The organism is Amycolatopsis sp. NPDC051372 (assembly GCF_040682095.1).
Classification (GTDB): domain Bacteria; phylum Actinomycetota; class Actinomycetes; order Mycobacteriales; family Pseudonocardiaceae; genus Amycolatopsis.
Map to the genome: position 1 here is coordinate 142,795 of NZ_JBFBAF010000001.1, position 25,584 is coordinate 168,378.

The window sequence follows — 25,584 nt, forward strand, 5'->3', positions numbered from 1 at the left end:
TGGCGGGTTTCCGCGTTAGGTTGGGGTATGAGCGACAGCCGGTTCCCCGTGACCGAACTCGAAGACCTGCCCGAAGACCTGCGCGAGCGCGTGGGTGCGATCGCGGAGAAGTCCGGCTTCACGCCGAACATCTTCCGCGCGCTGGGCCACCGGCCGGCGGAGTTGCGGGCGTTCATGGACTACCACGACGCGTTGATGGAGCGCGAAGACGGACTGACGAAGGCGGAGCGCGAGCTGGTCGTCGTCGCGACGTCGGGGGCGAACCACTGCACCTACTGCATCGTCGCGCACGGGGCGATCCTGCGGATCCGCGCGAAGGACCCGGAGCTGTCCGACCGCGTCGCCGCGAACCCGTGGCAGGTGGAGCTCGACGAGCGCGGCCGGGCGATCGTCGACCTCGCGCTGGCGCTCGCGCAGGATTCCGCGCTGTTCGGCGAAGCCGACCTCGAGGCGGCGCGTGATGCGGGACTGACCGAGGACGAGATCTGGGACGTCGGCGCGATCACGGCGCTGTTCGCGATGTCCAACCGGCTGGCGCACTTCACGGCGTTGAAGCCGAACCCGGAGTTCTTCCTGATGGGGCGTCAGAAGCGGTAGAACGGGCCGGGCAGGTCGCGGCTCACCTCGAAATGGCCGCGCAGCCAGGAGCGCAGCTTGTTCATCGGCTTGGTCCAGATGCGTGGCGCCGGCCCGAAGTAGCGCGGGTCTTCGTGCGGGGTGAACGCGTCGCCGGTCAGGAGCACCACGTCGTGGCCACGCGGGCAGTGGCCGGACACGGAGATCACGCCGCGCGTGAGGTTCTCGACCCACTCGACCTCGTCGACGCCGAGCAGTGTGCGGCGGTCGCAGACGGCGCAGTAGACGACGAACATCTAGAGCTCCATCCGCCAGGTCTCGCCGATCACCGGCGGACCGAAGTCGCGGGTGGGCTCCTCGTGTTCCAGCCTGAACCCGGCGCTGCGGTAGATGCCGCGGGCCGCGTCGAGGGCCGAGAGGGTCCACAGCTCCATCGCCGCGTAGCCGCGGCCGCGGGCGAACTCGACGCACTCGTGCACGAGCCGTTTGCCGACGCCGTGGCCGCGCGCGGCGGGTTCGAGCAGCAGGAGGCGGAGTTTGGCGGTGCGTTCGTCCGCGCTGGGCATGCAGAAGACGCTGCCGACGCGTTCGCCGGCGAGCTCCGCGATCCACGCGGCCTGGCGCGGGTCGTCGCGGTGGTCGGCGAAATCGGCGACGACGCGGGCGACGAGGGCTTCGAAGCGTTCGTCGAGGCCGTACTCGCGGGCGTAGAGGGTCCCGTGGCGGTGGACCACCCAGCCGAGGTCACCCGGTCGCGGGGTGCGTAACACGAGTGTGGGATCTGCGGTTTTCTCACGGACGAGCTGCGTGATGGTCCCCATCGCGCCAAGCAGGCGGCGCTGGTCTTCGTCGGGGAAGCGTTCGAGGAGGCCGCCGATCTGGCGCACCGAGCGGCTGTCGAGGTCGGCGAACGCTTCGCGGCCGGCGTCGGTCAAGCGGACGATCTGGCGGCGGGCGTCTTCGCCGCTGCGTTCGCGCAGGACCAGGCCGCGGCTTTCAAGGCGGCTGAGCAGCCTGCTCGCGTAGCCGGCGTCGAGATCGAGACGTTTTCGCAGGTCACTCACGTGGAGCTCGGTTTGTTGGGCGACCTCGAACAGCACCCGCGCCTCACTCAGCGAGTACTCGGCGTCGGCCGGTCCTTCGTCGAGGACGCCGATCACCCCGGTGTAAAGGCGGTTGAACGCGCGCACGGTGGCGACGCGCTCCGCCAGGCTTACGTCGTTCATTGACCACCTCAACCAAATCGTTGACGGAGTCAAGCATCGCGCCGCAAGCCGGATCGCGCAAGGGTTTTGCGAAATCGGACAAAGGGTCCAGACATGTGGAAACCCCGTGATGCTGCCAGGTCGGGGGTCCGCCAGCATCACGGGGTCGTAGTGGGTATCGATGCCGCGAGGCGCGACGTTACACCCACAGCACTTTGTGGTCTAGGTCACTCATGTGAGTGACACACTAACCAGTTGTTGGCTGCGTCAGCGCATGAACGGCTGACGCGCCTGGGCGAGGGCGATGAGCTCCTGGCGCACCGTCGAGGTGGCCGCGGTGTCGATCGCCCGGTTCAGTGCCCGGCGAGTACGAGCCTCGGCGCGACGAGCACGGAGCTTGGCGGCGATGTTGCTCATTGTGTCTGCATCCCCTTTGGAGGTTCTCGGTGGTTGTGTCTCTAGTATGCGCCTTTTTTCACAAGGATGCCAACGAATCAACGGTGATGTGGCTTACTTGCCGACGAATCATCGGCTGTTTGTGGGTGATCACCGGACAGATCGCGTGTCTCGGGTCACTTTCAAGTAACAGGCTAATGGCCTCTTGGGTTGTATAGCTGATTTGCTAGATATCACTGGGCAACGTCATAGAGCGGTAGCGAGGGTGAAGACGGCCGTCAGTCGCGGCCGAGCAGGTAGTGCCCGAAGTGGGGCACCGTGAAGGCGATCTGCCCGCGTTCGGCGGAATAGACCAGGCCCTTCTTCATGAGGCTGTCGCGCGCCGGCGAAAGCGAGGAGGGCTTGCGCCCCAGGTAGACGGCCACGTCGGCGGTGCCGGCGGCCTCGTCGCGGCCTTGCGTCAGCTCGGCCATCGCGATCAGGTACTCGCGCTCGGCGGGCGTCGCGCGCTCGTAACGCGAGCCGAAGAACCCCACCGCCAGCTCGGACTCCGCCTCGGGCGCCGCGACCTGCACGTCCTTCACCGTGATCGGATCCGCGGGCGCGGCGTCCCACGCCGCTTTGCCGTAGGCCTGGATGAAGTAGGGGTACCCGCCGGACGCGTCGAACAGCGCGTCGAGCGCCTCGGGCTCGATGCCGGCTTCCTCGCGTTCGATCGGCGCCATCACGGCGAAGTCGGCGTCCTCGCGGCCGAGGCGATCGATGCGCGCGTAGCGGAACAGCCGTTCCGAGTACGACTTCGAAGCGCTCAGCACGGCCGGCACGTGCGGCAACCCCGCCCCGACCACAACCAGCGGCGCCCCCGACTGCGACAACTCGTGGCACGCGGCGCAAAGAGCGGAGACGTCGTCGGGCTGCAGATCCTGGATCTCGTCGATGAGGAGCGCCACCCCGGTGCCGACGTCGGCGGCGAGTTCAGCGACGTCCGTGAACAGCTCCACCAGGTCGATCTCGATGTCCCCGGAATCAGCCCGCCCCTGCGCGGCCGGCGCCTCGATCCCCGGCTGCCACCGGTCCTTGAGCTTCGAGTCGGCCTTGTTCGCCTTCAACGCGAACGCCTTCAGCACCCCCAGGACCTCTTCAACCCGATCCGGCGCCCTGTGCCGAACCGCGAGATCCCGAATCGCCCTGTGCAGGGCAGCCGACAACGGCCTCCTGAGCTCCGCATCCGGCCGCGCCTCGATCTTCCCGGCGCCCCACCCGTGCCGAATGGCCATCGAGCGCAGCTCCCCGAGCAACACGGTCTTCCCGACCCCCCGCAGCCCGGTCAACACCAGACTCCGCTCCGGCCGCCCCCTCGCGACGCGCTCCAGGACCACCTCGAACGCCCCCAGCTCACGCTCCCGCCCCGCCAACTCAGGCGGCCGCTGCCCAGCCCCGGGCGCGAACGGATTGCGGATGGGGTCCACTCTGCCACCGTATCGGGGTATCTAGCGCGGGCCCGATATTGCGCCATATCCCGCTAGCGCGTGTCGCCGATCACTGCGCTCGGGCTTCGCGGGCTCCACGACTGGTCCCCTCACCCCGCGCGGGTCGCACGACCGGCCCCTTCGCTCAGGTTTCGGCGCGCGAACGGACCTTCCGCACCCGGCCGTGCGCGCGAGTGAACCTTTCGCCCAGGTCTCGCCGCGCGAGCGGACCTTCCGCACCGAGCCGTGCGCGCGAGCGGACCTCTCGTCCCGGTCCTGCCGCGCGAGCGGACCTTCCGCACTGAGCCGTGCGCGCGAGCAGACCTCTCGTCCCGGTCCCGCCACGCGAACGGACCTTCCGCACCGAGCCCCGCGCGCGAGCGGACCCTTCGCCCTGGTCCTGCCGCGCGAACGGACCTTTCGCACCGGCACCACCGTGCCAACGGATCTATCGCACCAGGCCGCGCGTGCGAACGGTCCGTTCGTGCCCAGCCGGGACCAACGGACCATTCGCCGCTGCCTCGATGCGCGAGTGGACCTCTCGCGCCAAGTCGAGTGCGCGAGTGGACCGTTCGTGCCGAGTCGCGTGTGCGAATGGAGGCGTTCGGCCCCATGGCCCGTCGTCACGGGACGTCTCACGCGTCGCCCATTGCACCGATGGACCGCTGACGCGGCGCCGGACCCGTTCGCGCTCCCGCATGCCGGGCCCGCGCTCGCCAGGAGGGATGCGCGAATGGATCTTTCGTGCCGAGCCGTGTGTGCGAGTGGACCGTTCGTTGCCATCGCGCCGCATAAAGGCACCGTTCGCGCCGGGTGGAGGGTGCGGGTGAACCGTTCACCCCGACGCGACACGAGGGGATCTTTCGCGCCGAGCCCCGCGCGCGAGCGGACCGTTCGTGCCCGGTCAGTCGGGACGCCGGACCATCCGCCGCTCGCCCTGCGCGCGAGGGGACCTTTCGCGCCAGGTCGCGTGCGCGAATGGACCGTTCGCACCGAACCGCATCCGCGACTGGACCGTTCGAGGGCCCGGCAAAACGCGAGTGGACCGTTCGCACCGAACCGCATCCGCGACTGGACCGTTCGCGGGCGCAGCACCACGCGGGTGGACCGTTCGTGCCAGTCTCCTGGCCACCACCGGACCACGCGCGCCAACCCAAGCCAACCCGCCGACACCAAACAACCCAGGCCAGAGGGATGGGCGGGTCTGCAGCCCCGACCATCCCCACCCCCAGCGCTCACTCCGACGCCGCACTACTCCGCCAGGTTCCGCTCCGCGTAGATCCGCATCGCGTCCCGGATGAACTCCGCGGTGCCCGGGCCAAAATCAGCGTCGTAGGTTCCATACCGCGGATCATCGACATACAACTGCCCCAACCCCACGAAATACCCGCGCGACACCGTCTTCACCGCCGGCCGCAACCAAGCGTGGAGCCGACTGACGACGGCCTGCACCTCGGCAGACTGAACCGACAACCCCGAAGCCCGCGCCGCCCCGAAACCAGCCGCGATCTCGCCCTGCTCCCGCTGATGTGCCGCACGCTCCGAAGCCGACAACGACCGCCACCACTGGTCACCAGTGCGATAAGCCGAAGCGCCCCAGCGGGACGTCACCTCGGCCTCGTGCACCGTGTGGTCGAAGCCGTCGAAAACTTCCTCCGCCATGAGTGGTTCACCTCCCTCCAGTTTCCTCAACGTGGTCCGCACGGAGTCGATCTGCCGCCCGATCCGTGCCCGCTCCTGTTCCAGCAGCGAGAGATGCATCGACAAAGCGACAACGCTGTCGCGCTCGCCGTCGAGCACGGAGGCGATCGCGGGCAGCCCCAGGCCGAGCTCGCGCAGCAACAGGATCCGCTGGAGCCGCACCAGGGCGGCCGAGTCGTAATAGCGGTAGCCGTTGCCGCCGATGCGGCTGGGCGCGAGCAGCCCGACGGCGTCGTAGTGCCGCAGTGTCCGGCTGGTCGTGCCCGCCGCGCGGGCGATGTCCTGGATCGACCACTCCATGCCGGCAACCGTAGAAGTTGACGCAGCGTCAAAGTCAACCGCTAAAACCGTCTATGCAAATCTAGTAAAAACACGATAAACACCTAGGCAAAACTAGCGCGGTTCGGCGACCCGCCCACGGGGAATGCCGGTTGTAGGTTCGACCAGCACCGAAGACCTCGCAGGAAAGGCGACGACCGTGATACTGCGCCGGGTGGCCCGTCCACTGCTCGCGTCGATATTCATCTACGGCGGTATCGGCATGCTCCGCGACACCCAAGGGCACGCGAAGGCGATCGAGCCGTTCCTCACCGAGACGTTCGACAAGGTCGAGGGCCTCGTCCCCGAGCAGGTGCCGCGCGATCCCGCGACGCTCGTGCGCATCGACGCCGCCGTGAAGATCGGCGCCGGCCTCGCGCTCGCGGCGGGCAAGGCGCCGCGGCTGGCGTCGCTCGCGTTGCTGGGCACGCTCGTGCCGACGACGGCCTCCTCGCACCGGTTCTGGGAGATCAAGGACCCCGCCGAGCGGCAGGCGCAGCAGGTGCAGTTCCTCAAGAACGCGGGCATCGCCGGCGGTCTGCTGCTGGCCGCGGGCGACACGGCGGGCAAGCCGTCGCTCGGCTGGCGCGCCCGCCGCGCCGCGAAGAAGGCCGGCAAGCAGGCCGAGAAGCTGAGCAAGAAGGCCGAAAAGCAGCTCAGCTGAAGAGGTCCGGGCCCCGCACAACGGGGCCCGGGTTCACTTCTCCAGAATCGCCGTCACGCCCTGGCCCCCGGCCGCGCAGATCGAGATCAAGCCACGCCCGGATCCCCTCTCGTGCAACAGCTTCGCCAGCGTCGCCACGATCCGCCCGCCCGTCGCGGCGAACGGGTGCCCGGCGGCAAGCGACGAGCCGTTGACGTTCAGCTTCGCCCGGTCGATCGAGCCCAGCGGCGCGTCGAGACCCAGCTTCTCCTTGGCGAACGCCGGGTCCTCCCACGCCTTCAACGTGGCCAGCACCTGCGACGCGAACGCCTCGTGGATCTCGTAGAAGTCGAAGTCCTGCAAGGAAAGTCCCGCGCGTTCCAGCATCCGCGGCACCGCGTACGCGGGCGCCATCAGCAGCCCCTCGGCGCCGTGGACGTAGTCGACGGCCGCTGTCTGCGAGAACGTCAGGTACGCCTGCACCGGCAGGTGGTGCGCCTTCGCCCACTCGTCCGTCGCGAGCAGCACGGTCGACGCGCCGTCGGTGAGCGGCGTCGAGTTGCCGGCCGTCATGGTGCCGTCGGCGCCGCCGTACACAGGCTTGAGCTTGGCCAGCTTCTCGACGCTCGAATCCGGCCGCAGGTTCTGGTCCTTGGCCAGCTTGAGGAACGGCGTCACGAGGTCGTCGAAGAACCCGCGGTCATACGCGGCGGCGAGGTGCTGGTGGCTGGCCGCGGCGAGCTCGTCCTGCGCCTCGCGCGTGACGTCCCAGACCTTCGCCGTCAGCGCCGCGTGCTCGCCCATCGACAGGCCCGTGCGCGGCTCGGCGTTGCGCGGGATCTCGGGCACGATCTGGCCCGGCCGCAGCTTCGTGAGGAGCTTGAGCCGGTCGCCCAGCGTCTTCGCGGAGTTGAGCTGCACGAGGATCTTGCGCAGGTCGGCGTTCACGGCCAGTGGAGCGTCACTCGTCGTATCCACGCCACCCGCGATGGCGGAGTCGATCTCCCCCAGCGAGATCTTGTGCGCCACGTTGATCACGGCCTGCAACCCCGTGCCGCACGCCATCTGGACGTCGGACGCGGGTGTCGCGGCCGAGAGCCGGCTGCCGAGCACGCTCTCGCGCGCGAGGTTGAAGTCCTTGGAGTGCTTGAGCACCGCGCCCGCCGCGACCTCGCCGATCACCTCATTCTGCAGGGCGAAGCGGCTGACGAGACCGTCGAGCGCGGCGGTGAACATGTCCTGGTTCGACGCCTTCGCGTAGGGGCCGTTCGACCGCGCGAAGGGGATGCGGTTGCCACCGATGATCGCGACCTTGCGGACCGCGGCGGTTTTCCTGGTCGCCATGACGTCCACCTCTCTGAGTCGGTGCTTTCACACTGTAACCTACTAGCGAGTAGGTTAGACTGCGACGTGACGCAGACGGCACGGGAGGCGCTCGATGGCTGACAGGTACCAGCAGTTCACGAAAACCCCGGTGGGGAAGTTCGTGGTGCCGAAGCTCGGCCTGCCCAACCCCGCCACGCTGCGCCGCTACCGCGCCGGCCAGCCCGCACTCGAGGGTCCCGCACTCCTCGGCGCCGCGCCGGGCGGACGGCTCGAAAAGATCCTGAAGAGTCAGGTCTCCGAAGCCGGCATCGAGGTTCTCGAAGTCCCGGCCGAACGCCACGCCGCCCTCGTCTTCGACGCCACCGGCATAAAGGATCCCGCCGACCTGCGTGAGGTCTACCGCTTCTTCCACCCGGTGATCCGCAAGGTCGGGCCGTCTGGCCGCGTCGTCGTGTTCGGCACGCCGCCGGAGCTGGTCGAGGGTCGCGAGCGGATCGCGCAACGGGCGCTGGAGGGCTTCGTGCGCTCTGTCGGCAAGGAGCTGAAACGCGGTGCGACGGCGCAGCTCGTGTACGTGGCCGAAGGCGCCGAAGCCGCGGCCGAGTCGACGGTGCGGTTCCTGCTCTCGGCGAAGTCGGCGTTCGTCGACGCGCAGGTGATCCGCGTCGGCACGCACGGCACCTCCGCCGCGGCCCCGGCGAACTGGGAAAAGCCATTGGCGGGCAAGGTCGCGCTGGTCACCGGCGCGTCGCGCGGCATCGGCGAGGCCATCGCGGAGACGCTCGCCCGCGACGGCGCCCACGTCGTCGCCCTGGACATCCCGGCTCAGGGCGCGGATCTGTCCACAGTGGCCAATCGCGTCGGCGGATCCGCGCTGCAGCTGGACATCACGGCGGCCGACGCGCCGGCCAAGCTCGCCGAGTACCTCACCACGCGCCACGGCGGCGTCGACGTCGTCGTGCACAACGCCGGCATCACGCGCGACAAGACGCTGGGCAACATGACCGAGGGCGGCTGGGACGCCGTGCTCACCGTGAACCTCGCCGCGCAGCTCGCGGTGAACGACAAGCTGCTCGCCGACAAGGTCCTGCGCGAAAACGGCCGCATCATCGGCGTTTCGTCCATCGCGGGCATCGCCGGCAACGTCGGCCAGACGAACTACGCGACGTCGAAGGCGGGCGTGATCGGCATGGTCAACGTCGGCGCGCCCCAGCTCGCGGAGTACGGCGGCACGATCAACGCCGTCGCGCCGGGCTTCATCGAGACCAAGATGACCGCCGCCGTCCCGCTGTTCATCCGCGAAGCCGGGCGGCGCGTGTCGAGCCTCGGCCAGGGCGGCCTGCCGGTCGACGTCGCCGAGACCATCGCCTGGTACGCCAACCCGGCGTCGGCCGCGGTCAACGGCAACGTGGTCCGCGTGTGCGGCCAGGCCCTGCTGGGAGCGTGACGATGTCGGTTCGCGAGCTGTCCAGCGCGCCCAGCCTGGCGACGCTGTACCCGAAGGCCCTGCTACGCCGCGGCCGCGGTTCGACGCTGCCGGAGACGGAGCTGGTGCGGCCGTCGGTCACGGTCTCCCCTGCGCACGTCGCTGCGTACGCGGAGGTGTGCGGGTTTCGGTATTCGGATGTACTGCCAGCGACCTACCCGCACATGCTGGTCTTCGGCCTGCAGATGGCGTTGATGACGGAGCCGGACTTTCCGTTCCCGCTGCTCGGCCTGGTGCACGTGGCGAACTCCATCACGGTCCGTCGCCCGCTGTCGCTGAGCGAGACGTTTTCCGCGCGGGTGCGGGCGGAAAACCTGCGGCCGCACGAGAAGGGCCGACAGTTCGACATGGTGAGCGAGCTGTGGGCGGGCACGGAACTGGTGTGGTCGGAGGTGTCGACTTATCTGCGCCGCTCGGGTTCCTCGGGTTCCTCGCGGCCGCGCGCTTCGTTGGTCCCCCCGACGCCGACCGCCCTGTGGACCGTTTCGGGCGACATTGGCCGCCGCTACGCCGAGGTCTCGGGCGACCGCAACCCCATCCACCTGCACCCACTGACCGCGCGCCTGTTCGGCTTCCCCCGCGCCATCGCCCACGGCATGTGGACGAAGGCCCACGCCCTGGCGTCCTTCGAGGGCCGGCTGCCCGACGCGTACACGGTGGACGTCCGCTTCAAGCACCCTGTGCTGCTCCCGGCCCGCGCGGCTTTCACCGCCTGGCCGACGGACGAGGGCTGGGCGTTCGAGCTATGGCAGGCGCGCAAGCCGAAACCGCACCTGGACGGCGTGATCTCAGCCGTCTGACGGTGAGTTCCGCCAGGTGATCAAGACCTTCGGGTTGATGATCGCCGACCCGTGCAAGGTGCAGCTTCCTACCCGCCGCCACTTGGCCTTGTGCGAAAGTTTCGCTTCTACGTGAAGTTTGCGATCTTGATGCCCAAGAGCTGGCCCCGTCGCCTCGAACTCCACGAACATTCGAAGGACGCTTCGCCCTGTCACTGCGAAGAGTGCAGGGACTTCCGATCGGTTTCAGGCGTCCAGTGCGTCATGCTCCAATCGATTGGGTCCACCGCAGGTTCGCCGAGCAGGGCAAGCCGAAGCCCTTGGACAGAACGAGACGACCGTGAACAAGAGCGCGCAGGTCGAGACGACCAGGGCGGCGACCGTCATTCCGACGGCTTCCAGACCTGACCTTCGATGAGATCGTTGAAGCCCAGCCACACCAGGTTCATCAGCCACGACGCAAGCACGCTGTCCGAGATCTCCGGATGGTCCAACGCCCAGTCAGCCAACGATTCCGCCGCACCGACCAGCGCGGCGGCCAGCCCGGCGCCGGAGAACTCGGCCTGCTCCCCGAGCCCCTTCCGCGTCCCCGCCGACACCACGAGCGCGGCGACGAGCTCGATCGCCCGCCCGCGCATCGCGGTGATCTCAGCCGCGAACGCGCCGCCGACGGTCAGCGCCTGGCGGTGCAGCACCGTCCACGACTCGCGGTACTCGGCGACGAAGCGGTAGAACGACCGCAGCCCGTGCCAAAGCTGCATGTCAGGTGGAAGATCCGGCTGGACGCCCGCCTGGATGGCCTCGAGCAGGCGCGTCGCCTCGCGCTGGATGCTCTTGCCGAAGAGGTCTTCCTTCGAGCCGAGGTAGGTGTAGATCATCGGCTTGGAGACGCCCGCGACGTCGGAGATCTCGTCCATCGAGGCCGCGTGGTAGCCGTGGCGGGAGAACACGCGCACGGCGGCGTCCAGGATCTGCCGCTCACGCACCGCGCGCGGCAGCCGCCGGGCCCGCTCGGGCGGGCGCTGATCTTCGTCGGGCACTCTCCGACCTCCCTCTCGCCAGCAGGAGACGGTACCTGCCGCCGTGGTCGGCGCGTGCTTGCCCGCTTACCTACTCATGGGTAGCCTTTGCTGGAAGATCACGGAAGGGGCTTGGGATGGCCGACGGTTCTGACGTCGCCGGCTTGCGCGGCGCCGCCCTGCTCGACGCCCTCGACCGCGTCGCGCTCGACGGCCTCGACGTCAACACCGTCGCCGACGCCATCGACCCCCGCGAACTCGGCCGCGACGACTTCCGCCGCCTGCTCTCGTCCCTCATCCGCCTGTCGGAAGACGCCCCGGCGTTCTCCCTGGCCAAGGTCGACCCGACCCGCTTCGCCACGCTCGTCTCGCGCGCGTCCCGAGCGCAGCTGGAGGCCGTGGTCGCCTCCCGCCCCCTGCGCGAACGCGTGCTCGACGAGATCTTCGCCCGCATGGGCGCGCACATCCGCGTGGACCGCGCCCGCGCGCTCGACGCCGTCATCCACTGGCGCCTCTCCGGCGGCACCGGCGCCGGCGGCTACGACCGCTACGCGACGGCCATCTCCGGCGGCTCGTGCACGGTCTCGCGGACCGTCGAGGGCGCCCGCCCCCGCGTCACCATCACCCTGTCGCCGGTCGACTTCTTCCGCCTCATCACGCACCAAGCAACTCCCGCCGTGTTGTTCGTGACGGGCAAAATCAAGGTGAAAGGCGACCTCGCATTCGCGGCCGGCTTGATCGGCTATTTCGACCTCCCGAAGCCCGCCTGAGCCGTTAGACTCCGTTTCCGTGTCCCGTTTCTCGCGTTCCCGTTCTACCGCCTCCGAGGGGCACGCGGTCAACGGCTTCGCCCGCAAGCTGGACGTCGGCAAGCTCACGCCCGCGCAGTTCGTGCAGGTCCTGGAAACCTTGCACATGCTCGGAAACGCGGGCGCCGGCATCGAACTGAGCAGCCTGACCACCCAGGCCCTGGTCGACGTCGTCCACCGCGCCTCCCGCGACCAACTCAAGGCCCTGGCCGACCACCCCGAGTTACGCGCGGTCTTCCTCGACGAGATTTTCCGCAGAATGTCCGAGCATTTCCGCGCCGACCGCGCCCGCCACGTCGACTTCGTCCTTTCCTGGCGCTTTTCCGGCGGCACCGGCGACGACGGCTACGACCGCTTCCAAACCGTCATCGAATCCGGCGCGTGCGTCTCGAGCACCGACCTGTCCCGCACCGCGGACACCACCCTCACCCTCTCGGTGGACGACTTCATCCGCATGGCCACCGGCGCCTCCGCCCCCGCGGCGATGTTCGTGACGGGCCGCGTGAAGGTTAAGGGCGAGTACGCACCGGCGGTGCGGTTCTCGAGCTACTTCGACATCCCGAAGCCGAGCACTGGCGGGTAAGTCAGCTGAGCGCGTGCCGCGGCCCGCGTTCCGCGGCGAAGGCGTGCAGCGAATCGTGCGCGGCGCGGCGCACCTCGGCGGCGAGCTGCTCGTCTTCGAGGGTCTCGAAGGACATGAAGGCGCCGAGTCGGAGCAGGCGCTTGAGGAAGTCCTTCAACAGGTCGGTGGTGTTGACTCCTGCGGTGTCGATCTCTTGCCACACGTGGAGGATCGACCGGACCAGCTGCGGGCTGCCACCGAGTGCTCGCCGGCGTGCGTAGATCTGGTCGAACGCTGCTTCTCCGAGGATGTTCAAGGCAGCGTAGGGCTCGCTGCTGTCGGGATCGTGGACCAGGTGAGCACGCCACCAGAGGCGGCCGAAAACGTGCCGAGTGAGGTCTTTGGCGAGGAAGCGTTCGTCGGTCCGCTTCTCGAACCTCCAGAAGGAGACGTCCGGCAGTACGACGAGCGCGAGGAACGCCCAGATGTCCCGCGCGGCCGCCTCCGCGGGCGCCAGACCCGACGTCTGGTGCAGCAACGCAGCGATCTTCCGGTCGAAGTTCGTCTGACCGTTCGTCGTCGCTCGGCCGGGGAAACCCGCTTCGCGCGCTGCGGAGACGATCGCCTGGCGGAGTTTCTCGAGGTCCTTCTCCCGGACGCGGTCTCCGCCCGTCGCGGCATAGACCGCGGAATCGTGGCGCAGAGCAACCTGCTGTTCGAGCTCCTCGATCGTCAGCGACTTGTACTGGTCGTACAACGCTTGTGCCTGGCGGGGCAGCAGACGCGGGAACAGGACGCTCATCAGGACTCCTCGAAGATCCGAACGGCGTGCTGCAGCTCGGTGGCGAACGTGGTCGGCGACTGTTCTCGGCTCTGGCGCAGGTGATTCACGCTCTGGCCGGGAAAGAACCGCCCGACGAGAGCCTGCAGCGTGCTGCCGATGCTTTCCTCGCCGTAGTCGGCCTCCAGACTGAAGTCCTCGTCCTGCAACGCGTATTCGACCAGCGTGCGGGCGACGTCCGTGTGGACCGTCGACAGCACCACACGATCTACGGCCCGCGGCTTGGCTGCGTTCCGCATGGCTTCGACGAGCACCTGCTTGCGTTCATTCACCAGCAGGAGTAGCGCTCCCATGGTGGCCGTCTCGAAGTCACCGCCGATTTCGACATGCCAACCGGCGCCTTCGGGGTACTGCGTCTTGGAGAAATCGACCACAGCGATCGGGAAGAGCGGCGCGTCGCCCTGGAGCCGGGTGCTGTAGTCGCCGGACCACAGGATGGAGCCGGCTCGTCGAGGTGAGGCGAACGCGCCGGCCTCGGAGTACTCGGCGAGCACCAGTGTCGTTTCCAGCTTCAGCACGCCGCCGAGCTGACTTCCCTGCAGAATCGCGCCGAGCTCCACGTTGGCGATGCCCGACCCCGGAAGGGTGATGCGGTCGCCGGCGGCCTTCAACCCGGAGCCTGAGGCGGTCCAGACCACCGCCAGGGTCAACTTCGCCGAAGGCGGAAGGCCGGTGGCATGTCGCACGAGATCCACGTCGACGGTGACCGACTGCCGCAACGACAAGTCCGTCCGGTAGTCCCAGTCCGGCAAGGCGTCCGGCAGCTCGGTCGGGACGTCGTCGATGAGCCACTGCCACGGTCCGGGAACAACTGAGCCGTGCGGTGCCGTGCGATACGGCGGAGCCTGGGTGCTCATCGAAGCGCCTCCTCACGCCGGGCGGTCACCGTGATCTCGGTTGTCGTGTCCGGTGCCGGTCGGACCAGAACGCGCCATACGTCCTCGCTGCCCTCGAGGACTTGGCTCGGCTCCGTGCGAAGCGCGCCGTCCGGACCTTCCCAACCGAAGAACTGCGGTTCGTCGGCTCCCCGCGGCGGATCGGTTTCACGACTGCTGGTGCCTGCCAACGCAACACCGAGATCGGCGACGCACCGATGCAGGCCGGGTGTGGTGATCCGGAACGCCTGGGTCAGCACGACGCGCCCGGCGCGGATCTCGTAAGAAGGCGATTCCACGTACTCCACCCTCGGCCGCCGTCCGGTCGACGTACCGGGTCCGGGACGGACATCCGGACCCGGTGTCGAGCTCGCCCCGTCGTCGCTGCCTGCTCCGGAGACCCCGCCGGCGCCGGAGTCGAACAAGTCGCCGGAACGCTGAGAGGCGCTGGTCTGTGCGGTGGGAGCGACCGGCTTGAACGCCTGTCGATAGTCGGACGCGCCGCCGATACCCCAGGAACCCGCGACCAGGTCTGAGAAGGAGCGGCTGGCTGCGCCCAAAGCGATCTCGGACGATCCCGTCTTGACCCGACCATCCACATCGATCAGTTCTTCGACGGACTCCTTGATCCGCGTGAAAGTCGTCTTGACGAAAGTCTTGTCGCGCCCTTCGAGGGACTGCCAGTGCCAGGCGTCGTGCGTCGGTGGTTCCGAGGCGGCGAACGCGCTGTCCAGCTCGGCGTCGGCGCGGAAAACACCCGCGTACGAGACATACTCCGCCGGCGGCTTGGGGCCGGCGTGGTAGGTGACCACCAACTCGGCAGTCCGCATCAGACAGACGTGGTGGACAGTGCTGCCGATGCCTGCCGCAACACCGGCCGGAGTTTCGGCGAACGGTGAAACGAAGCGCTTCTCGAGCCCCAGGTTGCCGAGCTTCGCCTTGGGGTTGTAGCAGCGCAGTTCCTTGTGGTCCTCGTCCGACTGCATCGCGTCGTGCGCCGCGACGAACATGTCCAGCGGCGTGGTCTCGCGCGGGTCAGGGACGGGCACCGTGATCCCGTCGCACTGCACCGAGAACCGCATCGGAGGAATGTGGTCGTCGGGTCCGGTCAGCATCTTCGGCCAGAGGTTCCAGGCGATCGTCTCGGCGAGGTACTCGCCGGCCTCGTGGATCTCCAGCTCCCCGAGGTCGGGGTCGATGACGACGACCGTCGTGCCGGTCTCCTGGCGGCCGAAGGCGCGCAGACCCAGCCGTTCCGCGGTGGCGTCGGCTTCAGCACCGACGAGCGGTTCGACTACGCCGTCCGCGGAGACGGCGCCCCACCAGTGGCGACCGGTGTACCGCCGTCCGGACAGACCTTCGCCCTCCGCATAGCTCTTCCAGAGCGCGCAGCCCATCAACCGGGTCTCGAACCCACCCGGGACCTTGCATCGTGTGTGGATGAGCACGGTGCCGGGCTTGCTCAGGAGATAGAAGATCCCTTTGCCGAAGCCGTAGGTGCCACCGCCGAGCTCGGTGTCCCGCGGCTCGCCGATGTTCCGGATGAAGGACACGAAGTCGTGGTTCTCGACTACCGCGTTGTCCGCACGGGTCGGTCCGCCCAGGCCGGTCGTTCCGCGGTCCGAGACTGTCAGGACGCGGATCGCCGGGCTCGAGATCGCCTGCCGGAGCGGCAGGTTCTCGTGGGCGGGAACGCCTCGGGTGAGCAGTTCCCGCCACGCCGGCGCGTGCGCCGGGCTGACGACCTTCAAGTCGAGGTGGTAGTAGACCGTGGTGTCGCCGGCTCGCGCGTCCCAGCTGTTCTGGGCCGACTCGCGCACGAGGATCGTCAGCAGGTCCAGCTCGGGCCTGCCGAGCTGGTTGCGAATCCCCTCGGCTGCGCTCGCGCCTTCGGGCGGGAACGTCTGGGAGTGCCAGGCTGGTTCGGTCACTTGTTCTCCTGGGTGATCCGAATGACCCGATCGCGGATGTCGTTGTCGTCCGTGACCTGCGGCTGCTGTTGATCGAGGTCGAGGGTGTAGTCGAGGTCGGAGATCCCCGGAGGCGCCGACGAGGGGTCGATGCGTGGGAAATCCTTGCCGACCTCGTACCAGCGTTGTTCGCGAACGGTGAAGCGCACTTCCCGATACAGGTCCGCGTCGGCCGGGCGGTAGCCGGCTTCGGCGAGTTTGAAGAGCAGCCCGTTGTCGTCGTCGCCGGCCTGACGGGTGTCCTCGACCAGGTCGGCGATCGTCCGGCCCTGCTCCGCAACCCGTTCGAGTCGGACCCACACCAGGTCGAGGTCTCCGTGCGGCGGCGGCAGGAGCTGCTCGACGCCGTGGATGCGAACCTTCCGGTCGGTCGTGGCGGTGGAGGTCTTCACCTCGATGCCCTGCGTCCCGACGGTGAAGTCGTGTCGGTGTCCGGACGGTCCCGTCCAGAAGTCGACCGCCGTGCTGTCGCCCGCGAGCAGCTCGTTGAGCACCACAAGTTCGCCGAAGAGCCCTGCCAGCCGATCGGCGATCAGCGGCGCCGGTGAGTGCTGGAACAGGGCCCGCCACCGGGCCAGGACCGTGTAGAGGGCTTTCAGGGGTCGCTCGGGCGCTTCTTCGACGGCAGCGAGGACGTCGACGACAAGGCCGGTGAACACCTCGTCGAGATCCCTGCGCAGGCAACCGAGATCGGCGTAGCGCTCGTAGACCTCGCCGTTCTCAAGCGGCCGTTCGCGGACGGTCAGCGCAGCTGCGCCTCGGTCCGGCCGGACGTGCTGGTGTGCGGTCAACGGCACGAGGACGTGGCGGTTTCCCACGTGGTCCACGGCTGCGAGCACCGGACCGAGCGGTGTCGTCACCGGCAGGTCCGAGGTGCGCACGTGGTCCGGGCCGGAGACGGGCTCCTCCTCGAGTTGCTCCCAGTGGTCGTCGACGACCTTCCGCAACGGTGCGGACATCAGTCGTCCACCGCGTCGAGGGCGCTCAGGTCCTCCTCTTCGATGCGGACCTTCGACAGGTTCGTGGCCACGTACTGCCACTCGACCGTCGAGTCGTCCGAAGTCGGTGCCGGGAAGATGAGTCCGACGCCGATGACGTCGGCCGCCGCGTTCAGTCCGCGGCGAGGGACGCGGGCTTCAGCCTTCGATTCCTTGGGCCGGGAATCCTTGTCGATCGCGTAGAGCGCCAGCAATGCAGTCTCGGGGCTTTGCTGTAGTCGGAGCGCGAAAATCATCTGCTCGGTCAACTCGCCGCGTACCGAAGAAGTGTCAAGATCGATTGCAGCGTCTCGACGGCTCATGAGCGTCTTGATGTCGACAGAGGCGGGGTCGTCGCCGTCCAACGCCGAACGCGTGACCATGCGAACGGTGAAGTCGTCGGCAAAGGTGAACGCCCTCGGGTCGGAATCTTTGCCCGCCGACCCACCGATCAGTGCGACGTTCCACTTCCGCAGCGCTCCGGACTTGCCGATGCGTTTGGCGATGTACTCGGTCAACAGCTTCGAGTCGCACTCCTGCGACCGTGCGTCGAACTGGTACTCGCGGAGGAAATCGGTCACGAGGTCGTGCGGAACTCCGCGGACGAGATGATTTCCGTCGGTCACCGAGGTGTCGGGACTACCTTCCAGCGCGGCCTTCTCGACCAGCTTGCGAGCCGCTGCCTGGTTGGCGTCAAGCCACTCGTGGTCTGTGTGGAAGTACCGGGTCTGAACCCGCTTGCCGCCGTACGCCGACGCGGACGGCACCGCGTTGGTCATCTTGGCGGCAGCTGTCACCCGCAACGAGGGGTGCGTGCGCAGGCGGACCGCGAAGGTCATCGGCGTCTTGTCCTCGACCATGTAGACGTCGATGTCACGGCGCATCTCGCTCTCGACGGTCGCGATGTGGCGGAACCAGTCGCGCAGCTCGTCGGTCATCCAGATTCGGGGCAGGTCGGCGTAGCCGTTGCGGAAACCGAACCACCGCCCCATCTGCAGGAGCGTGTCGTACGCGGATACCGAGCGCACGAAGAAGCTGACCGCGAGGCCTTCCAGCGTCAAGCCGCGGGACAGGGTGTTGCCGCCGACCGCGATCGCGACAACAGGGCCGTTCTCGTAGTCCAGACGGTCCTTGCTGCCGGAGTTGTCCATGATGATCCGGCAGTCATGCAGGACACTCGGCAGCAGCGGCTCCAGCTCCTCGAACAGCACCGGGTGTTCGCCGAACAATTCCGCGGGCACCCTCGAAGTTTCCTTCTCCCACAGCTCGCGCAGCTCGTCGAGGAGCCGGGTGTCGCCTGCCCGGAGCAGGGTTTCGTTCTCGTCGCGGAGCTTGGTCAGCGGGTACTCGAAGCTGTTGTGGACCGCGGTGTTCACGCTGGTGTGCACCAGCATCGTGGCGTGCGGGTTGCCCGTCTTGCGCACCCGGCGCGCAGCGGTGCTGAGCCAGAAGTAGCGGATCGCGGTGCGCAGCGACTCCGTCATGACCGGTTGGAAGCCGTCGGCATCGGCGCGTGAACTCGGGCGCACCAGGTCCACTTCGGAGTCGGGGACCTCGCGGATCATGTCGTAACCGTCGAAGACGTCCTCGGGGTCCTCCCCGTCCATCACGTCTCGGCCGAACAGCACCTCGGTGCCGAAGTGTCCCTGCGGTTTGGGCAGGTTGACGATGAAGTGCTCGGGGTAGAGGTCCTTGGCCGACGGGTCGATCAGCAGGTTCGCGAACGGAGTGGCGGTATAGCCCACGTACGCGGATTTCGGCAGCCGGCCGAGGATTTCGATGATGAGCGGGTTGATCGTCTCGGTGGCGACGGTGGCCTGGTCGGCTTCGTCGTCGATGATCAATGCCGGGCAGTCGGCCAGGTACTCCGAAGCCGTTTCGAGCCACGCCGAGAACTTCTCGAGGACTCGGGGGTTCTTCTTGATCACGCACAGGACGTACTGCTTGCTGCTGTCGGCCAGGTAGGACGCGGCGTTGGCGGGTGGCGTGAAGTCCTTGTCCGGGTCGGTGAGCTGATGCCACCGCGAAGGGTTCGGCTTTACCAGCTGCTCGACGAGCCGGAGCTGAGTCTGCCTGCGCAAGCCGTTGTGGATGCCGGCGAGGACGATGAAGAGCTTGTAGCCACGGTCAGCCGCTTTCGCTGTGACGGCGGTGAAGTTGGTGGTCTTGCCCGACTGGACGTAGCCGACGACCAGGCCCTTGGTCGAAAATGCCCGCTCCCGCGGGTGGCTCAGCAGCGACACGACCTTGGTCGAGGCGCCGTCGAGGTCTTCGAGACTCTTCTCCGACCAGCCCGACTTCCGCAGCAACTCTTCCAGTGCCGGCCAGCACCTGTCTCTCGGTCGCGGGCCGCTGTACCAGGTGAGCCGGTTGTCGACGACGACGCTGTGCGGTTCCTCGCGCTCCCTGACTCTGATGGTCTCCTGTTCGTGCCGTTCGGCGATCTGCTGCAGGAGTTCCTCGGGAGCTCCGACCAGCTCCATCTTCTTGAGCGCGCTCTCCGGGGTGCCCGTGTCCACCAGGTCGAGGAATGTCGCGTACTGCTGGTCGAACTTGTCGGTCACCGATCCTCCATCTGCGTGTCCGGGCGCGCCGACGGTCCACGCCGACCCGATCCACGGTAGGACTTGTCGGCGGGCCCGTCAGGGATGTTCGAAGAGCGACCCCTGACCGGGGCGATGCCCTTCGCAACGCAACGCGCTCCGTGATCGGTCGTCGCACGGGCGGCCGCCTTTGTTACTCCGTGTGGTCACGAACGCGTCACGCTGACATGAGCGTGGAGTGAAACGCTCGCCGGCGTGTCGGGTTCGGGACTGGTCCGGACTTGTCGTACTCGGCTTATAGACTTCCGCTCCATGACCGACGGACAGCCGCCTTCGCCGACATCTGCGCAGGTCGAGATGGTGGACCTCTTCGCCGGTCCCGGTGGCCTCGATGTCGCCGCGCATTGGCTCGGTGTGTCGGTCACCGGGGTCGAGTGGGACGACGACGCCTGCGAGACCCGCAAAAAAGCCGGGCTGCGCACCAAACACGGCGATGTGCGCCATTCCAAGCCGATCGACTACCCCGAGGCCCGCATCCTCACCGGAGGCCCGCCCTGCCAGACGTACACGGTCGCCGGGAAAGGCGAGGGCCGAAAAGCGCTCGACCGTGTGCTGAGGTTTGTCGAAGCGATGGAAGAGGGCAACGACGTACTTCCGGCGTTGCGAAAGCTGAAGGACGAGCGAACTGGGCTGGTTCTGGAGCCCTTGCGGTGGGCCCTCGACGCGGCTGATCGCGGAGTCCCTTACGAGGCGATCCTCCTGGAGCAGGTCCCTGCTGTGCTCCCTGTGTGGCAGGCGTTCGGTCGCGTCCTCAGATCTCGCGGCTACAGCGTCGACTGCGGAATCCTCCACACGGAGGACTTCGGCGTTCCGCAGACCCGCCGGCGGGCGATCCTGATCGCTCGGCTGACCGGCGTGGCGAAACTGCCCGCTCCAACGCATCGTCGCTACCGCAAGGGTCGAGCTCGCGGCGAGGGCGACGCGAACCTGCGCCCGTGGAAGACGATGGGCGAGGCACTCGGATGGTCGGACCAGTTCACGGTGGTGTCCAACTACGGCACCGGGGGTGATCCGAAGTTGCGTGGCGAGCGGGATTCCTCACAGCCGGCCTTCACAGTGACCGGCAAGGTTTCTCGCAACCGTCTCGTCGGCCGGGCGAAAGGGCTGCCTGAACGGTTCGCGGATCACGAGGCAGGCAAGCTTCAGACCTTCCCGCACGACTATCCCTGGTCGGGGAGGGCCATCGCGCAGCAGATCGGCAATGCGATCCCGCCACGGTTGGGCGCGCACGTCCTCGCTGCTGCGCTGGGCAAAGAGCTCGATGACGCAGTCCTGGACGCGTGCGTCAAGCAGAGCTGGAAGGAAACCCGCAACGGCGTGGAAGGTCTGGTCAAGAACCCCGACTAGATCTTCGAGCGCCGCTCGCTGACTGCGGCGATCACCCGATCCGCAGCGGTGTCCACAGCTTCGTGTTCCCAGATGCGGACCGCGAGCCAGCCGGCGTCATGCAGGCGGGTGTCCGTGTCGGCGTCTCGACGGCGGTTGGTTTCGATTTTCGTGCGCCAGAAGTCGGCGTTGTTCTTGGGCCAGGTGGCGTGGTCGGGGCAGCCGTGCCAGAAGCAGCCGTCCACGAAGACCGCGACGCGGGCTGGGCCGAACACCAGGTCGGCCTCGCGGCGGACGCCCTTCACTGGTCGGCGGTGTACGCGGTAGCGGAAGCCGGCAGCGTGAAGGATCTTGCGCAAGGCGATTTCGATCCCGGTGTCGCGGGACTTCTGCTTGCTCATGCGGGCGCGCACCGCGGACGTGGTGTTCAGGCTGTCCACGGCGGCCATTGTGGCATCGAAGGACTGTCGCGGGTTGTCAGCCTTCGACGACGCGTTCCTCGATGATCGGGTGGGTGGTCGGTCGCGGATCCTCGGCGACGACTTCGCTGTCCACCACCATCACCGGGCCGCGGCGGGTGTTCGCGTACCGGATCGCGCGCTTCTCAGCCCGACGCAGCCACCAGCGGCGCACGAGCGCGCGTGACGGCGGCAGCAGGACGAACAACCCCAACAGGTCGCTGACAAACCCAGGCACCATGATCAGGATGCCGCCCACGGCGATGAGCATGCCGTCGGTCAGTTCTTTGTCGGCGGGGCGGCCGGATTGGGCCTTGGTGACGAAGGCGCGCATCGCCTTGGCGCCCTCGCGGCGGGCGAGCCAGGAGCCCACGAAGGCGCCCGCGATGAGCAGCGCGATCGTGCCGAGGACGCCCACCAGGGAGCCCACGGCCCAGATCGCGGCGACCTCGGCGATGACGTAGAGCAGGAACGCGACAGCCATACCTTCTCAACGAACGAGGTGTCCGGTTTTCTCCCGACCCGCAAGACGGCTAGACCGACAGCAGGAAAGCCGCGACGTCCGCGCGGGTGCGCAGCAGGTGGTGGCAGGCCTGCGGCGCGTCCGCGGCCACCGATGCCAAGACGCGGCTGCGGTGGGTACGCGGCCAGTTCCAGATCCAGCTGACGAACTCGAGGTCGAGCTTCGAGACGCAGCCGGGGGCCTGGGTGTCGCGGCCGCGTTCGCGCAGGTGGCGCAGCAGGACGCGGCGCAGGCTGGTCGTCCGGCCGACGTCGAGGAAAACGACGGTGTCGGCCAGCGGCAGGCGTAGGTCGAAACCGGAGCTGTAGTTGCCCTCGATGACCCAGCCGTCCGTGGCGACGGCGGCGGCCTGCGCGGCGCGGAACTCCTCAGGCGGTGCCGGCACCCAGCCGGGGCGCCAATACAGCTGGTCCAGGTGGGTGACGGGCATGTCCAGTACCGCGCCCAGGCGGCGAGCGAGAGTGGATTTGCCGCTGCCGGCGGGGCCGAGGATGAGGACACGACGCACGCGTCCACCCTAGAGAAGCCGGCAGCACCATTCCGATCGCGATGGGTGGCAATGGCTTACCCCGACCGTTTTGTCTTCCCCGCAAGAACGCTGTTGATTATTTGAAAGCCGGCACAGGCGCAGAAAGTCGACACTCTGGCCCGCATTCGAGAACACCCGAAGGCACGCCGCGAAGGGCTCCGCGCGCAATGGCGAAGCAGCCCTTCGCAGCAGTGTCAGGCCAAAACCGTCACTTCAGCCCCGTCGCCTCACCCGCGGCCGGGTCGGACTCGTTGAGGAAGGTCTTCACGCGGTCGTACTCGTCGGTCTCGCCGATGCGCCCGGCGGCGATGCCGAGGGCGGCCAACGCGCGCAGGAAGCCCTGGTTGGGGCGGTGCGACCACGGCACCGGGCCGAAGCCCTTCCAGCCGGCGCGGCGGAGCTGGTCGAGGCCGCGGTGGTAGCCCGTGCGGGCGTAGGCGTAGGCCGCGACGGTCTCGCCGTCCGAGAGGGCATTCTCGGCGAGGGCGGCCCACGCGGCGCTGAATTCGGGGTGTTCGGCGGCGACGGCCGACGGGTCGGTGCCCGCGTCCAGGGCGGCCTGGGCGGCGGTGTGCTCGGGCAGCAACGTCGGCTCGGGGCCAAGCAGGTTGTGCGTCATACCGACATTCTGCCTACGCCCGCGCGGACTCAGAGGAACAGGCTCGTCAGCACGCCTCCGCCGGCCAGCACGAGGGCGGCGACGACGACTGCGGCGACAACTCGTTTCGGCATCATGGCGCGACACCCTGCCGTGAAAAAGACCGCCGAGGCAAATCCGCCACCCGTAGGGGTGAACCCTGGTTTTCGAGCGGTTTGCCACCTTCCGCACCACCGCTGCCCGCGGGCCGGGAATGATAACGGCCATGACGCAGGTAGACGTGATCCCGCGGAGCCCGGTCGGGAAGACCCGGCTGTTCTTCCAGCGGCACTGGCACCGCGGGGCGGCCGGCCGGCCGACGCCCGCGTGGGTGCTGCGGTTCTGCTACGGGATGTGGCTGGCGGCGTTCGGGTTCAAGCTGGTGGGCTCGTCGTGGGACATGTCGTGGCACTTCATGTGGCTGCGCGACGACCTGGCGCCCCCGCACCTGATCAACACCGTCGGCACGGTGATCATCATCGTGCTCGTCGCGATCCACAGCTACACGGGCCTGGGCTGCGACAAACCGTCGCTGCGGCTGATGCAGACAGGTCTCGTGGTGTTCCTCGTCGCGGCGCCGCTGGACGTGATCAACCACCGCGTGAACGGCCTCGACCTCACCGCGTGGAGCCCGTCGCACATGATGCTGTACCTCGGCACGGGCATCATGCAGGCCGGCGTCCTGCTCGGCTGGGTGCGCCTCGCGCCGCCGGGGCGCTTCCGGACGGGTGTGCTGCTGGCGCTGTGGGCGTTCTTCCTGGAGAACACGTTTTTCCCCAACGGCCAGCAGGAGTACGGCATCCTCGGCCTGCGCGCGTGGGAGCGCGGGGCGCCGGAGGCGGAGCCTTCGCTGCTGAGCTTTGCCGCGAACCAGATCGGGCATCCGGTGGACCGGACGGCGATCTTGCACTTCACGATGCCGATCCCGGAGTGGGTCTATCCGCTGTGGGGCATCGCCGTCACCGCGCTCATCCTCGCCCTCGCCCGCCACACGCTGCGGTTCCGCTGGGCGGGGCTGGCCGTGGCCGGTGCTTATGTGGCCTACCGGTGCGTGATGTGGCCGCTGCTGCTGGGGCTGGGTTTTCCGGTGTCGACGGTGCCGTTCTACCTGCTGGCAGTCGGCCTCGCCGTGGACCTCGCGGTGACGATCGGCGCGGGTCACCGCGTCGCGACGGCCGCGATCGGGGCGCTGCTGGTGACGGCGTTCGGGTACGGGGCGCTGTGGGTGCAGTCGCAGTTCCGGGTGTGGTTCCTGGGTGACGCGCACACGGAGTCGGCGCCGCCGGTGGCGTACTGGACTGTGGCGGTGGCTTTGGTCGGTGTGTTCGTCCTGTGGGCGGGCGCCGGGCCGGTCACGCGCCGCTGGATCGCGCGGCGGAAGGTGACCCCCGAGAAACTGGTCGCCTAGCCAGAGCAAAAAACGGCCCTTCCCCCGAGACGCCGGGGGAAGGGCCGTTTCATGTGTTACCAACCTCAGTCGAACAGGACTTACTTGACCTTCGTCCCGGCCGAGCCCAGCGCCTGGCAAGCCTCGACCACACGAGCCGCCATGCCACCCTCGGCGGCCTTCAGGTACGAACGCGGGTCGTAGACCTTCTTGTTGCCCACCTCGCCGTCGATCTTCAGCACGCCGTCGTAGTTCTTGAAGAAGTGGTCGACGATCGGGCGCGTGAACGCGTACTGGGTGTCCGTGTCGACGTTCATCTTGACGACGCCGTAGGTCACCGCCTCGCGGATCTCCTCCGGGAGGGAGCCGGAGCCGCCGTGGAAAACGAGTTCGAAGGGCTTGGCGCCGGCGTCGAGGCCGAGCTTCTTGGCGGCCGCTTCCTGGCCGCCCTTCAGCACGTCGGGGCGGAGCTTGACGTTGCCCGGCTTGTAGACGCCGTGGACGTTGCCGAAGGTCGCGGCCAGCAGATAGCGGCCGTTCTCGCCCGAGCCGAGGGCGTCGATGGTCTTCAGGAAGTCGCCTTCGGCGGTGTAGAGCTTCTCGTTGATGTCGTGCGCGACGCCGTCCTCCTCGCCACCGACGACGCCGATCTCGACCTCGAGGATGATGTGCGCGGCCGCGGTCTTGGCCAGCAGTTCGGTAGCGATCTCGAGGTTCTCGTCGAGGTCGATCGCGGAGCCGTCCCACATGTGGGACTGGAAGAGCGGGTTCTGGCCGTTCTTCACGCGCTCGGCCGAGATCTCGATCAGCGGGCGGACGAAGCCGTCGAGCTTGTCCTTCGGGCAGTGGTCCGTGTGGAGCGCGACGTTGACGTCGTACTTGGCAGCCACGACCTGTGCGAACTCGGCCAGCGCGGTCGCGCCGGTGACCATGTCCTTCACCTTCTGCCCGGACGCGAACTCCGCGCCGCCGGTGGAGAACTGGATGATCCCGTCGCTCTCCGCCTCGGCGAACCCGCGGATCGCGGCGTTCACGGTCTCCGACGAGGTCACGTTGATGGCCGGGTAGGCGAACTCGTTCGCCTTGGCCCGGTCGAGCATCTCCGCGTAGACCTCGGGGGTGGCGATGGGCATCGTTTCCTCCTCGGAACTGACTGTCTTCTCAGCCGC

General features: G+C 68.0%; 25 protein-coding genes. 8 read left to right on the top strand and 17 right to left on the bottom strand.

Translation table 11 applies throughout. The features are described 5' to 3' along the window. The first annotated feature begins 27 nt into the window (after positions 1 to 27). A complete protein-coding gene (locus AB0M56_RS00630) occupies positions 28 to 597 on the top strand; it encodes a peroxidase-related enzyme (protein ID WP_364169304.1) in 570 nt (189 codons plus the stop codon). Here the strand turns inward: AB0M56_RS00630 and AB0M56_RS00635 are convergent. The 5 genes from AB0M56_RS00635 to AB0M56_RS00655 form a co-directional block, all read right to left on the bottom strand. Further along, positions 585 to 872 (bottom strand): hypothetical protein, encoded by a 288-nt coding sequence (locus tag AB0M56_RS00635; RefSeq protein WP_364169307.1) that lies wholly within the window; start codon positions 870 to 872, stop codon positions 585 to 587. The genes AB0M56_RS00630 and AB0M56_RS00635 overlap by 13 nt on opposite strands. Continuing rightward, complete coding sequence (locus tag AB0M56_RS00640; protein WP_364169310.1) at positions 873 to 1,802, bottom strand: bifunctional helix-turn-helix transcriptional regulator/GNAT family N-acetyltransferase; 930 nt, start codon at positions 1,800 to 1,802, stop codon at positions 873 to 875. It abuts the gene before it with no gap. Positions 1,803 to 2,048: 246 nt separating this feature from the next. Beyond that, on the bottom strand, positions 2,049 to 2,198 hold the full coding sequence (locus tag AB0M56_RS00645) for a hypothetical protein (RefSeq protein WP_162836041.1): 150 nt from the start codon (positions 2,196 to 2,198) through the stop codon (positions 2,049 to 2,051). Between the two features lie 257 nt (positions 2,199 to 2,455). Next, entirely contained in the window at positions 2,456 to 3,646 is a 1,191-nt protein-coding gene (locus tag AB0M56_RS00650) for an ATP-binding protein (protein WP_364169314.1), read from the bottom strand. 1,251 nt (positions 3,647 to 4,897) lie between these two features. Next, positions 4,898 to 5,647 carry a MerR family transcriptional regulator gene (locus AB0M56_RS00655; RefSeq protein WP_364169317.1) on the bottom strand — a complete coding sequence of 250 codons (750 nt, stop codon included), beginning with the start codon at positions 5,645 to 5,647 and terminating at the stop codon, positions 4,898 to 4,900. 178 nt (positions 5,648 to 5,825) lie between these two features. Between AB0M56_RS00655 and AB0M56_RS00660 the strand changes: the two genes are divergently transcribed. Further along, on the top strand, positions 5,826 to 6,329 hold the full coding sequence (locus AB0M56_RS00660) for a DoxX family protein (RefSeq protein ID WP_364169319.1): 504 nt from the start codon (positions 5,826 to 5,828) through the stop codon (positions 6,327 to 6,329). 33 nt (positions 6,330 to 6,362) lie between these two features. Here the strand turns inward: AB0M56_RS00660 and AB0M56_RS00665 are convergent, their stop codons facing one another. Then, a complete protein-coding gene (locus AB0M56_RS00665; protein ID WP_364169322.1) occupies positions 6,363 to 7,652 on the bottom strand; it encodes an acetyl-CoA C-acetyltransferase in 1,290 nt (429 codons plus the stop codon). A 94-nt stretch (positions 7,653 to 7,746) separates the two neighbouring features. Here AB0M56_RS00665 and AB0M56_RS00670 point away from each other — a divergent pair, with 94 nt between their 5' ends. Next, on the top strand, positions 7,747 to 9,081 hold the full coding sequence (locus tag AB0M56_RS00670) for a 3-oxoacyl-ACP reductase (protein WP_364169325.1): 1,335 nt from the start codon (positions 7,747 to 7,749) through the stop codon (positions 9,079 to 9,081). A gap of 2 nt (positions 9,082 to 9,083) precedes the next feature. Further along, entirely contained in the window at positions 9,084 to 9,920 is an 837-nt protein-coding gene (locus tag AB0M56_RS00675; protein ID WP_364169327.1) for a MaoC/PaaZ C-terminal domain-containing protein, read from the top strand. Between the two features lie 362 nt (positions 9,921 to 10,282). Here AB0M56_RS00675 and AB0M56_RS00680 read toward each other — a convergent pair whose 3' ends face one another. Further along, positions 10,283 to 10,939 carry a TetR/AcrR family transcriptional regulator gene (locus AB0M56_RS00680; protein ID WP_364169330.1) on the bottom strand — a complete coding sequence of 219 codons (657 nt, stop codon included), beginning with the start codon at positions 10,937 to 10,939 and terminating at the stop codon, positions 10,283 to 10,285. Positions 10,940 to 11,055: 116 nt separating this feature from the next. Here AB0M56_RS00680 and AB0M56_RS00685 point away from each other — a divergent pair, with 116 nt between their 5' ends. Continuing rightward, entirely contained in the window at positions 11,056 to 11,688 is a 633-nt protein-coding gene (locus tag AB0M56_RS00685; RefSeq protein ID WP_364169333.1) for an SCP2 sterol-binding domain-containing protein, read from the top strand. A 19-nt stretch (positions 11,689 to 11,707) separates the two neighbouring features. Continuing rightward, positions 11,708 to 12,310 carry an SCP2 sterol-binding domain-containing protein gene (locus AB0M56_RS00690; RefSeq protein ID WP_364169336.1) on the top strand — a complete coding sequence of 201 codons (603 nt, stop codon included), beginning with the start codon at positions 11,708 to 11,710 and terminating at the stop codon, positions 12,308 to 12,310. A gap of 1 nt (position 12,311) precedes the next feature. Here AB0M56_RS00690 and AB0M56_RS00695 read toward each other — a convergent pair whose 3' ends face one another. Genes AB0M56_RS00695 through AB0M56_RS00715 form a run of 5 tightly spaced genes read right to left on the bottom strand, consistent with a single transcriptional unit; the run spans position 12,312 to position 19,516 of the window. Next, positions 12,312 to 13,091: a DUF6339 family protein gene (locus AB0M56_RS00695; RefSeq protein ID WP_364169339.1), complete on the bottom strand. Its 780-nt coding sequence runs from the start codon at positions 13,089 to 13,091 to the stop codon at positions 12,312 to 12,314. Beyond that, entirely contained in the window at positions 13,091 to 13,987 is an 897-nt protein-coding gene (locus AB0M56_RS00700; protein WP_364169342.1) for a hypothetical protein, read from the bottom strand. The genes AB0M56_RS00695 and AB0M56_RS00700 overlap by 1 nt, the downstream gene beginning before the upstream one ends. Then, positions 13,984 to 15,936, bottom strand: a complete 1,953-nt coding sequence (locus AB0M56_RS00705; protein ID WP_364169344.1) for a hypothetical protein — start codon at positions 15,934 to 15,936, stop codon at positions 13,984 to 13,986. The genes AB0M56_RS00700 and AB0M56_RS00705 overlap by 4 nt, the downstream gene beginning before the upstream one ends. After that, a complete protein-coding gene (locus AB0M56_RS00710; protein ID WP_364169347.1) occupies positions 15,933 to 16,934 on the bottom strand; it encodes a PD-(D/E)XK motif protein in 1,002 nt (333 codons plus the stop codon). The genes AB0M56_RS00705 and AB0M56_RS00710 overlap by 4 nt, the downstream gene beginning before the upstream one ends. Next, positions 16,934 to 19,516, bottom strand: a complete 2,583-nt coding sequence (locus AB0M56_RS00715; protein WP_364169350.1) for a Z1 domain-containing protein — start codon at positions 19,514 to 19,516, stop codon at positions 16,934 to 16,936. The genes AB0M56_RS00710 and AB0M56_RS00715 overlap by 1 nt, the downstream gene beginning before the upstream one ends. Positions 19,517 to 19,807: 291 nt before the next feature. Here AB0M56_RS00715 and AB0M56_RS00720 point away from each other — a divergent pair, with 291 nt between their 5' ends. After that, complete coding sequence (locus AB0M56_RS00720) at positions 19,808 to 20,902, top strand: DNA cytosine methyltransferase (protein WP_364169353.1); 1,095 nt, start codon at positions 19,808 to 19,810, stop codon at positions 20,900 to 20,902. On the opposite strand, the gene AB0M56_RS00725 is transcribed toward AB0M56_RS00720, so the two are convergent. The 4 genes from AB0M56_RS00725 to AB0M56_RS00740 form a co-directional block, all read right to left on the bottom strand. After that, complete coding sequence (locus AB0M56_RS00725) at positions 20,899 to 21,330, bottom strand: very short patch repair endonuclease (protein WP_364169355.1); 432 nt, start codon at positions 21,328 to 21,330, stop codon at positions 20,899 to 20,901. The two genes, AB0M56_RS00720 and AB0M56_RS00725, sit on opposite strands and share 4 nt — an antisense overlap. A gap of 28 nt (positions 21,331 to 21,358) precedes the next feature. After that, positions 21,359 to 21,823 (bottom strand): FxsA family protein, encoded by a 465-nt coding sequence (locus AB0M56_RS00730; protein ID WP_364169358.1) that lies wholly within the window; start codon positions 21,821 to 21,823, stop codon positions 21,359 to 21,361. Positions 21,824 to 21,872: 49 nt separating this feature from the next. Continuing rightward, positions 21,873 to 22,370 (bottom strand): DNA topology modulation protein FlaR, encoded by a 498-nt coding sequence (locus AB0M56_RS00735; protein WP_364169361.1) that lies wholly within the window; start codon positions 22,368 to 22,370, stop codon positions 21,873 to 21,875. 229 nt (positions 22,371 to 22,599) lie between these two features. Continuing rightward, a complete protein-coding gene (locus AB0M56_RS00740; protein ID WP_220245289.1) occupies positions 22,600 to 23,010 on the bottom strand; it encodes a DUF3151 domain-containing protein in 411 nt (136 codons plus the stop codon). 232 nt (positions 23,011 to 23,242) lie between these two features. Between AB0M56_RS00740 and AB0M56_RS00745 the strand changes: the two genes are divergently transcribed. After that, positions 23,243 to 24,436: a hypothetical protein gene (locus AB0M56_RS00745; RefSeq protein WP_364169364.1), complete on the top strand. Its 1,194-nt coding sequence runs from the start codon at positions 23,243 to 23,245 to the stop codon at positions 24,434 to 24,436. A gap of 80 nt (positions 24,437 to 24,516) precedes the next feature. On the opposite strand, the gene fbaA is transcribed toward AB0M56_RS00745, so the two are convergent. Further along, the gene (gene fbaA, locus AB0M56_RS00750) at positions 24,517 to 25,548 is read right to left on the bottom strand and encodes a class II fructose-bisphosphate aldolase (protein ID WP_364169366.1); all 1,032 of its coding nucleotides are present in this window, start codon (positions 25,546 to 25,548) and stop codon (positions 24,517 to 24,519) included. Positions 25,549 to 25,584 lie beyond the last annotated feature (36 nt).

What these genes read in the sequence shown, in the direction of transcription:
- AB0M56_RS00645 (WP_162836041.1), bottom strand. Translation starts at nt 2,198, where the DNA reads ATGAGCAACATCGCCGCCAAGCTCCGTGCTCGTCGCGCCGAGGCTCGT.
- AB0M56_RS00695 (WP_364169339.1), bottom strand. Translation starts at nt 13,091, where the DNA reads ATGAGCGTCCTGTTCCCGCGTCTGCTGCCCCGCCAGGCACAAGCGTTG.
- AB0M56_RS00675 (WP_364169327.1), top strand. Translation starts at nt 9,084, where the DNA reads ATGTCGGTTCGCGAGCTGTCCAGCGCGCCCAGCCTGGCGACGCTGTAC.
- AB0M56_RS00725 (WP_364169355.1), bottom strand. Translation starts at nt 21,330, where the DNA reads ATGGCCGCCGTGGACAGCCTGAACACCACGTCCGCGGTGCGCGCCCGC.
- AB0M56_RS00700 (WP_364169342.1), bottom strand. Translation starts at nt 13,987, where the DNA reads ATGAGCACCCAGGCTCCGCCGTATCGCACGGCACCGCACGGCTCAGTT.
- AB0M56_RS00655 (WP_364169317.1), bottom strand. Translation starts at nt 5,647, where the DNA reads ATGGAGTGGTCGATCCAGGACATCGCCCGCGCGGCGGGCACGACCAGC.
- AB0M56_RS00710 (WP_364169347.1), bottom strand. Translation starts at nt 16,934, where the DNA reads ATGTCCGCACCGTTGCGGAAGGTCGTCGACGACCACTGGGAGCAACTC.
- fbaA (WP_364169366.1), bottom strand. Translation starts at nt 25,548, where the DNA reads ATGCCCATCGCCACCCCCGAGGTCTACGCGGAGATGCTCGACCGGGCC.
- AB0M56_RS00635 (WP_364169307.1), bottom strand. Translation starts at nt 872, where the DNA reads ATGTTCGTCGTCTACTGCGCCGTCTGCGACCGCCGCACACTGCTCGGC.
- AB0M56_RS00685 (WP_364169333.1), top strand. Translation starts at nt 11,056, where the DNA reads ATGGCCGACGGTTCTGACGTCGCCGGCTTGCGCGGCGCCGCCCTGCTC.
- AB0M56_RS00670 (WP_364169325.1), top strand. Translation starts at nt 7,747, where the DNA reads ATGGCTGACAGGTACCAGCAGTTCACGAAAACCCCGGTGGGGAAGTTC.
- AB0M56_RS00745 (WP_364169364.1), top strand. Translation starts at nt 23,243, where the DNA reads ATGATAACGGCCATGACGCAGGTAGACGTGATCCCGCGGAGCCCGGTC.
- AB0M56_RS00630 (WP_364169304.1), top strand. Translation starts at nt 28, where the DNA reads ATGAGCGACAGCCGGTTCCCCGTGACCGAACTCGAAGACCTGCCCGAA.
- AB0M56_RS00740 (WP_220245289.1), bottom strand. Translation starts at nt 23,010, where the DNA reads ATGACGCACAACCTGCTTGGCCCCGAGCCGACGTTGCTGCCCGAGCAC.
- AB0M56_RS00720 (WP_364169353.1), top strand. Translation starts at nt 19,808, where the DNA reads ATGACCGACGGACAGCCGCCTTCGCCGACATCTGCGCAGGTCGAGATG.
- AB0M56_RS00730 (WP_364169358.1), bottom strand. Translation starts at nt 21,823, where the DNA reads ATGGCTGTCGCGTTCCTGCTCTACGTCATCGCCGAGGTCGCCGCGATC.
- AB0M56_RS00640 (WP_364169310.1), bottom strand. Translation starts at nt 1,802, where the DNA reads ATGAACGACGTAAGCCTGGCGGAGCGCGTCGCCACCGTGCGCGCGTTC.
- AB0M56_RS00665 (WP_364169322.1), bottom strand. Translation starts at nt 7,652, where the DNA reads ATGGCGACCAGGAAAACCGCCGCGGTCCGCAAGGTCGCGATCATCGGT.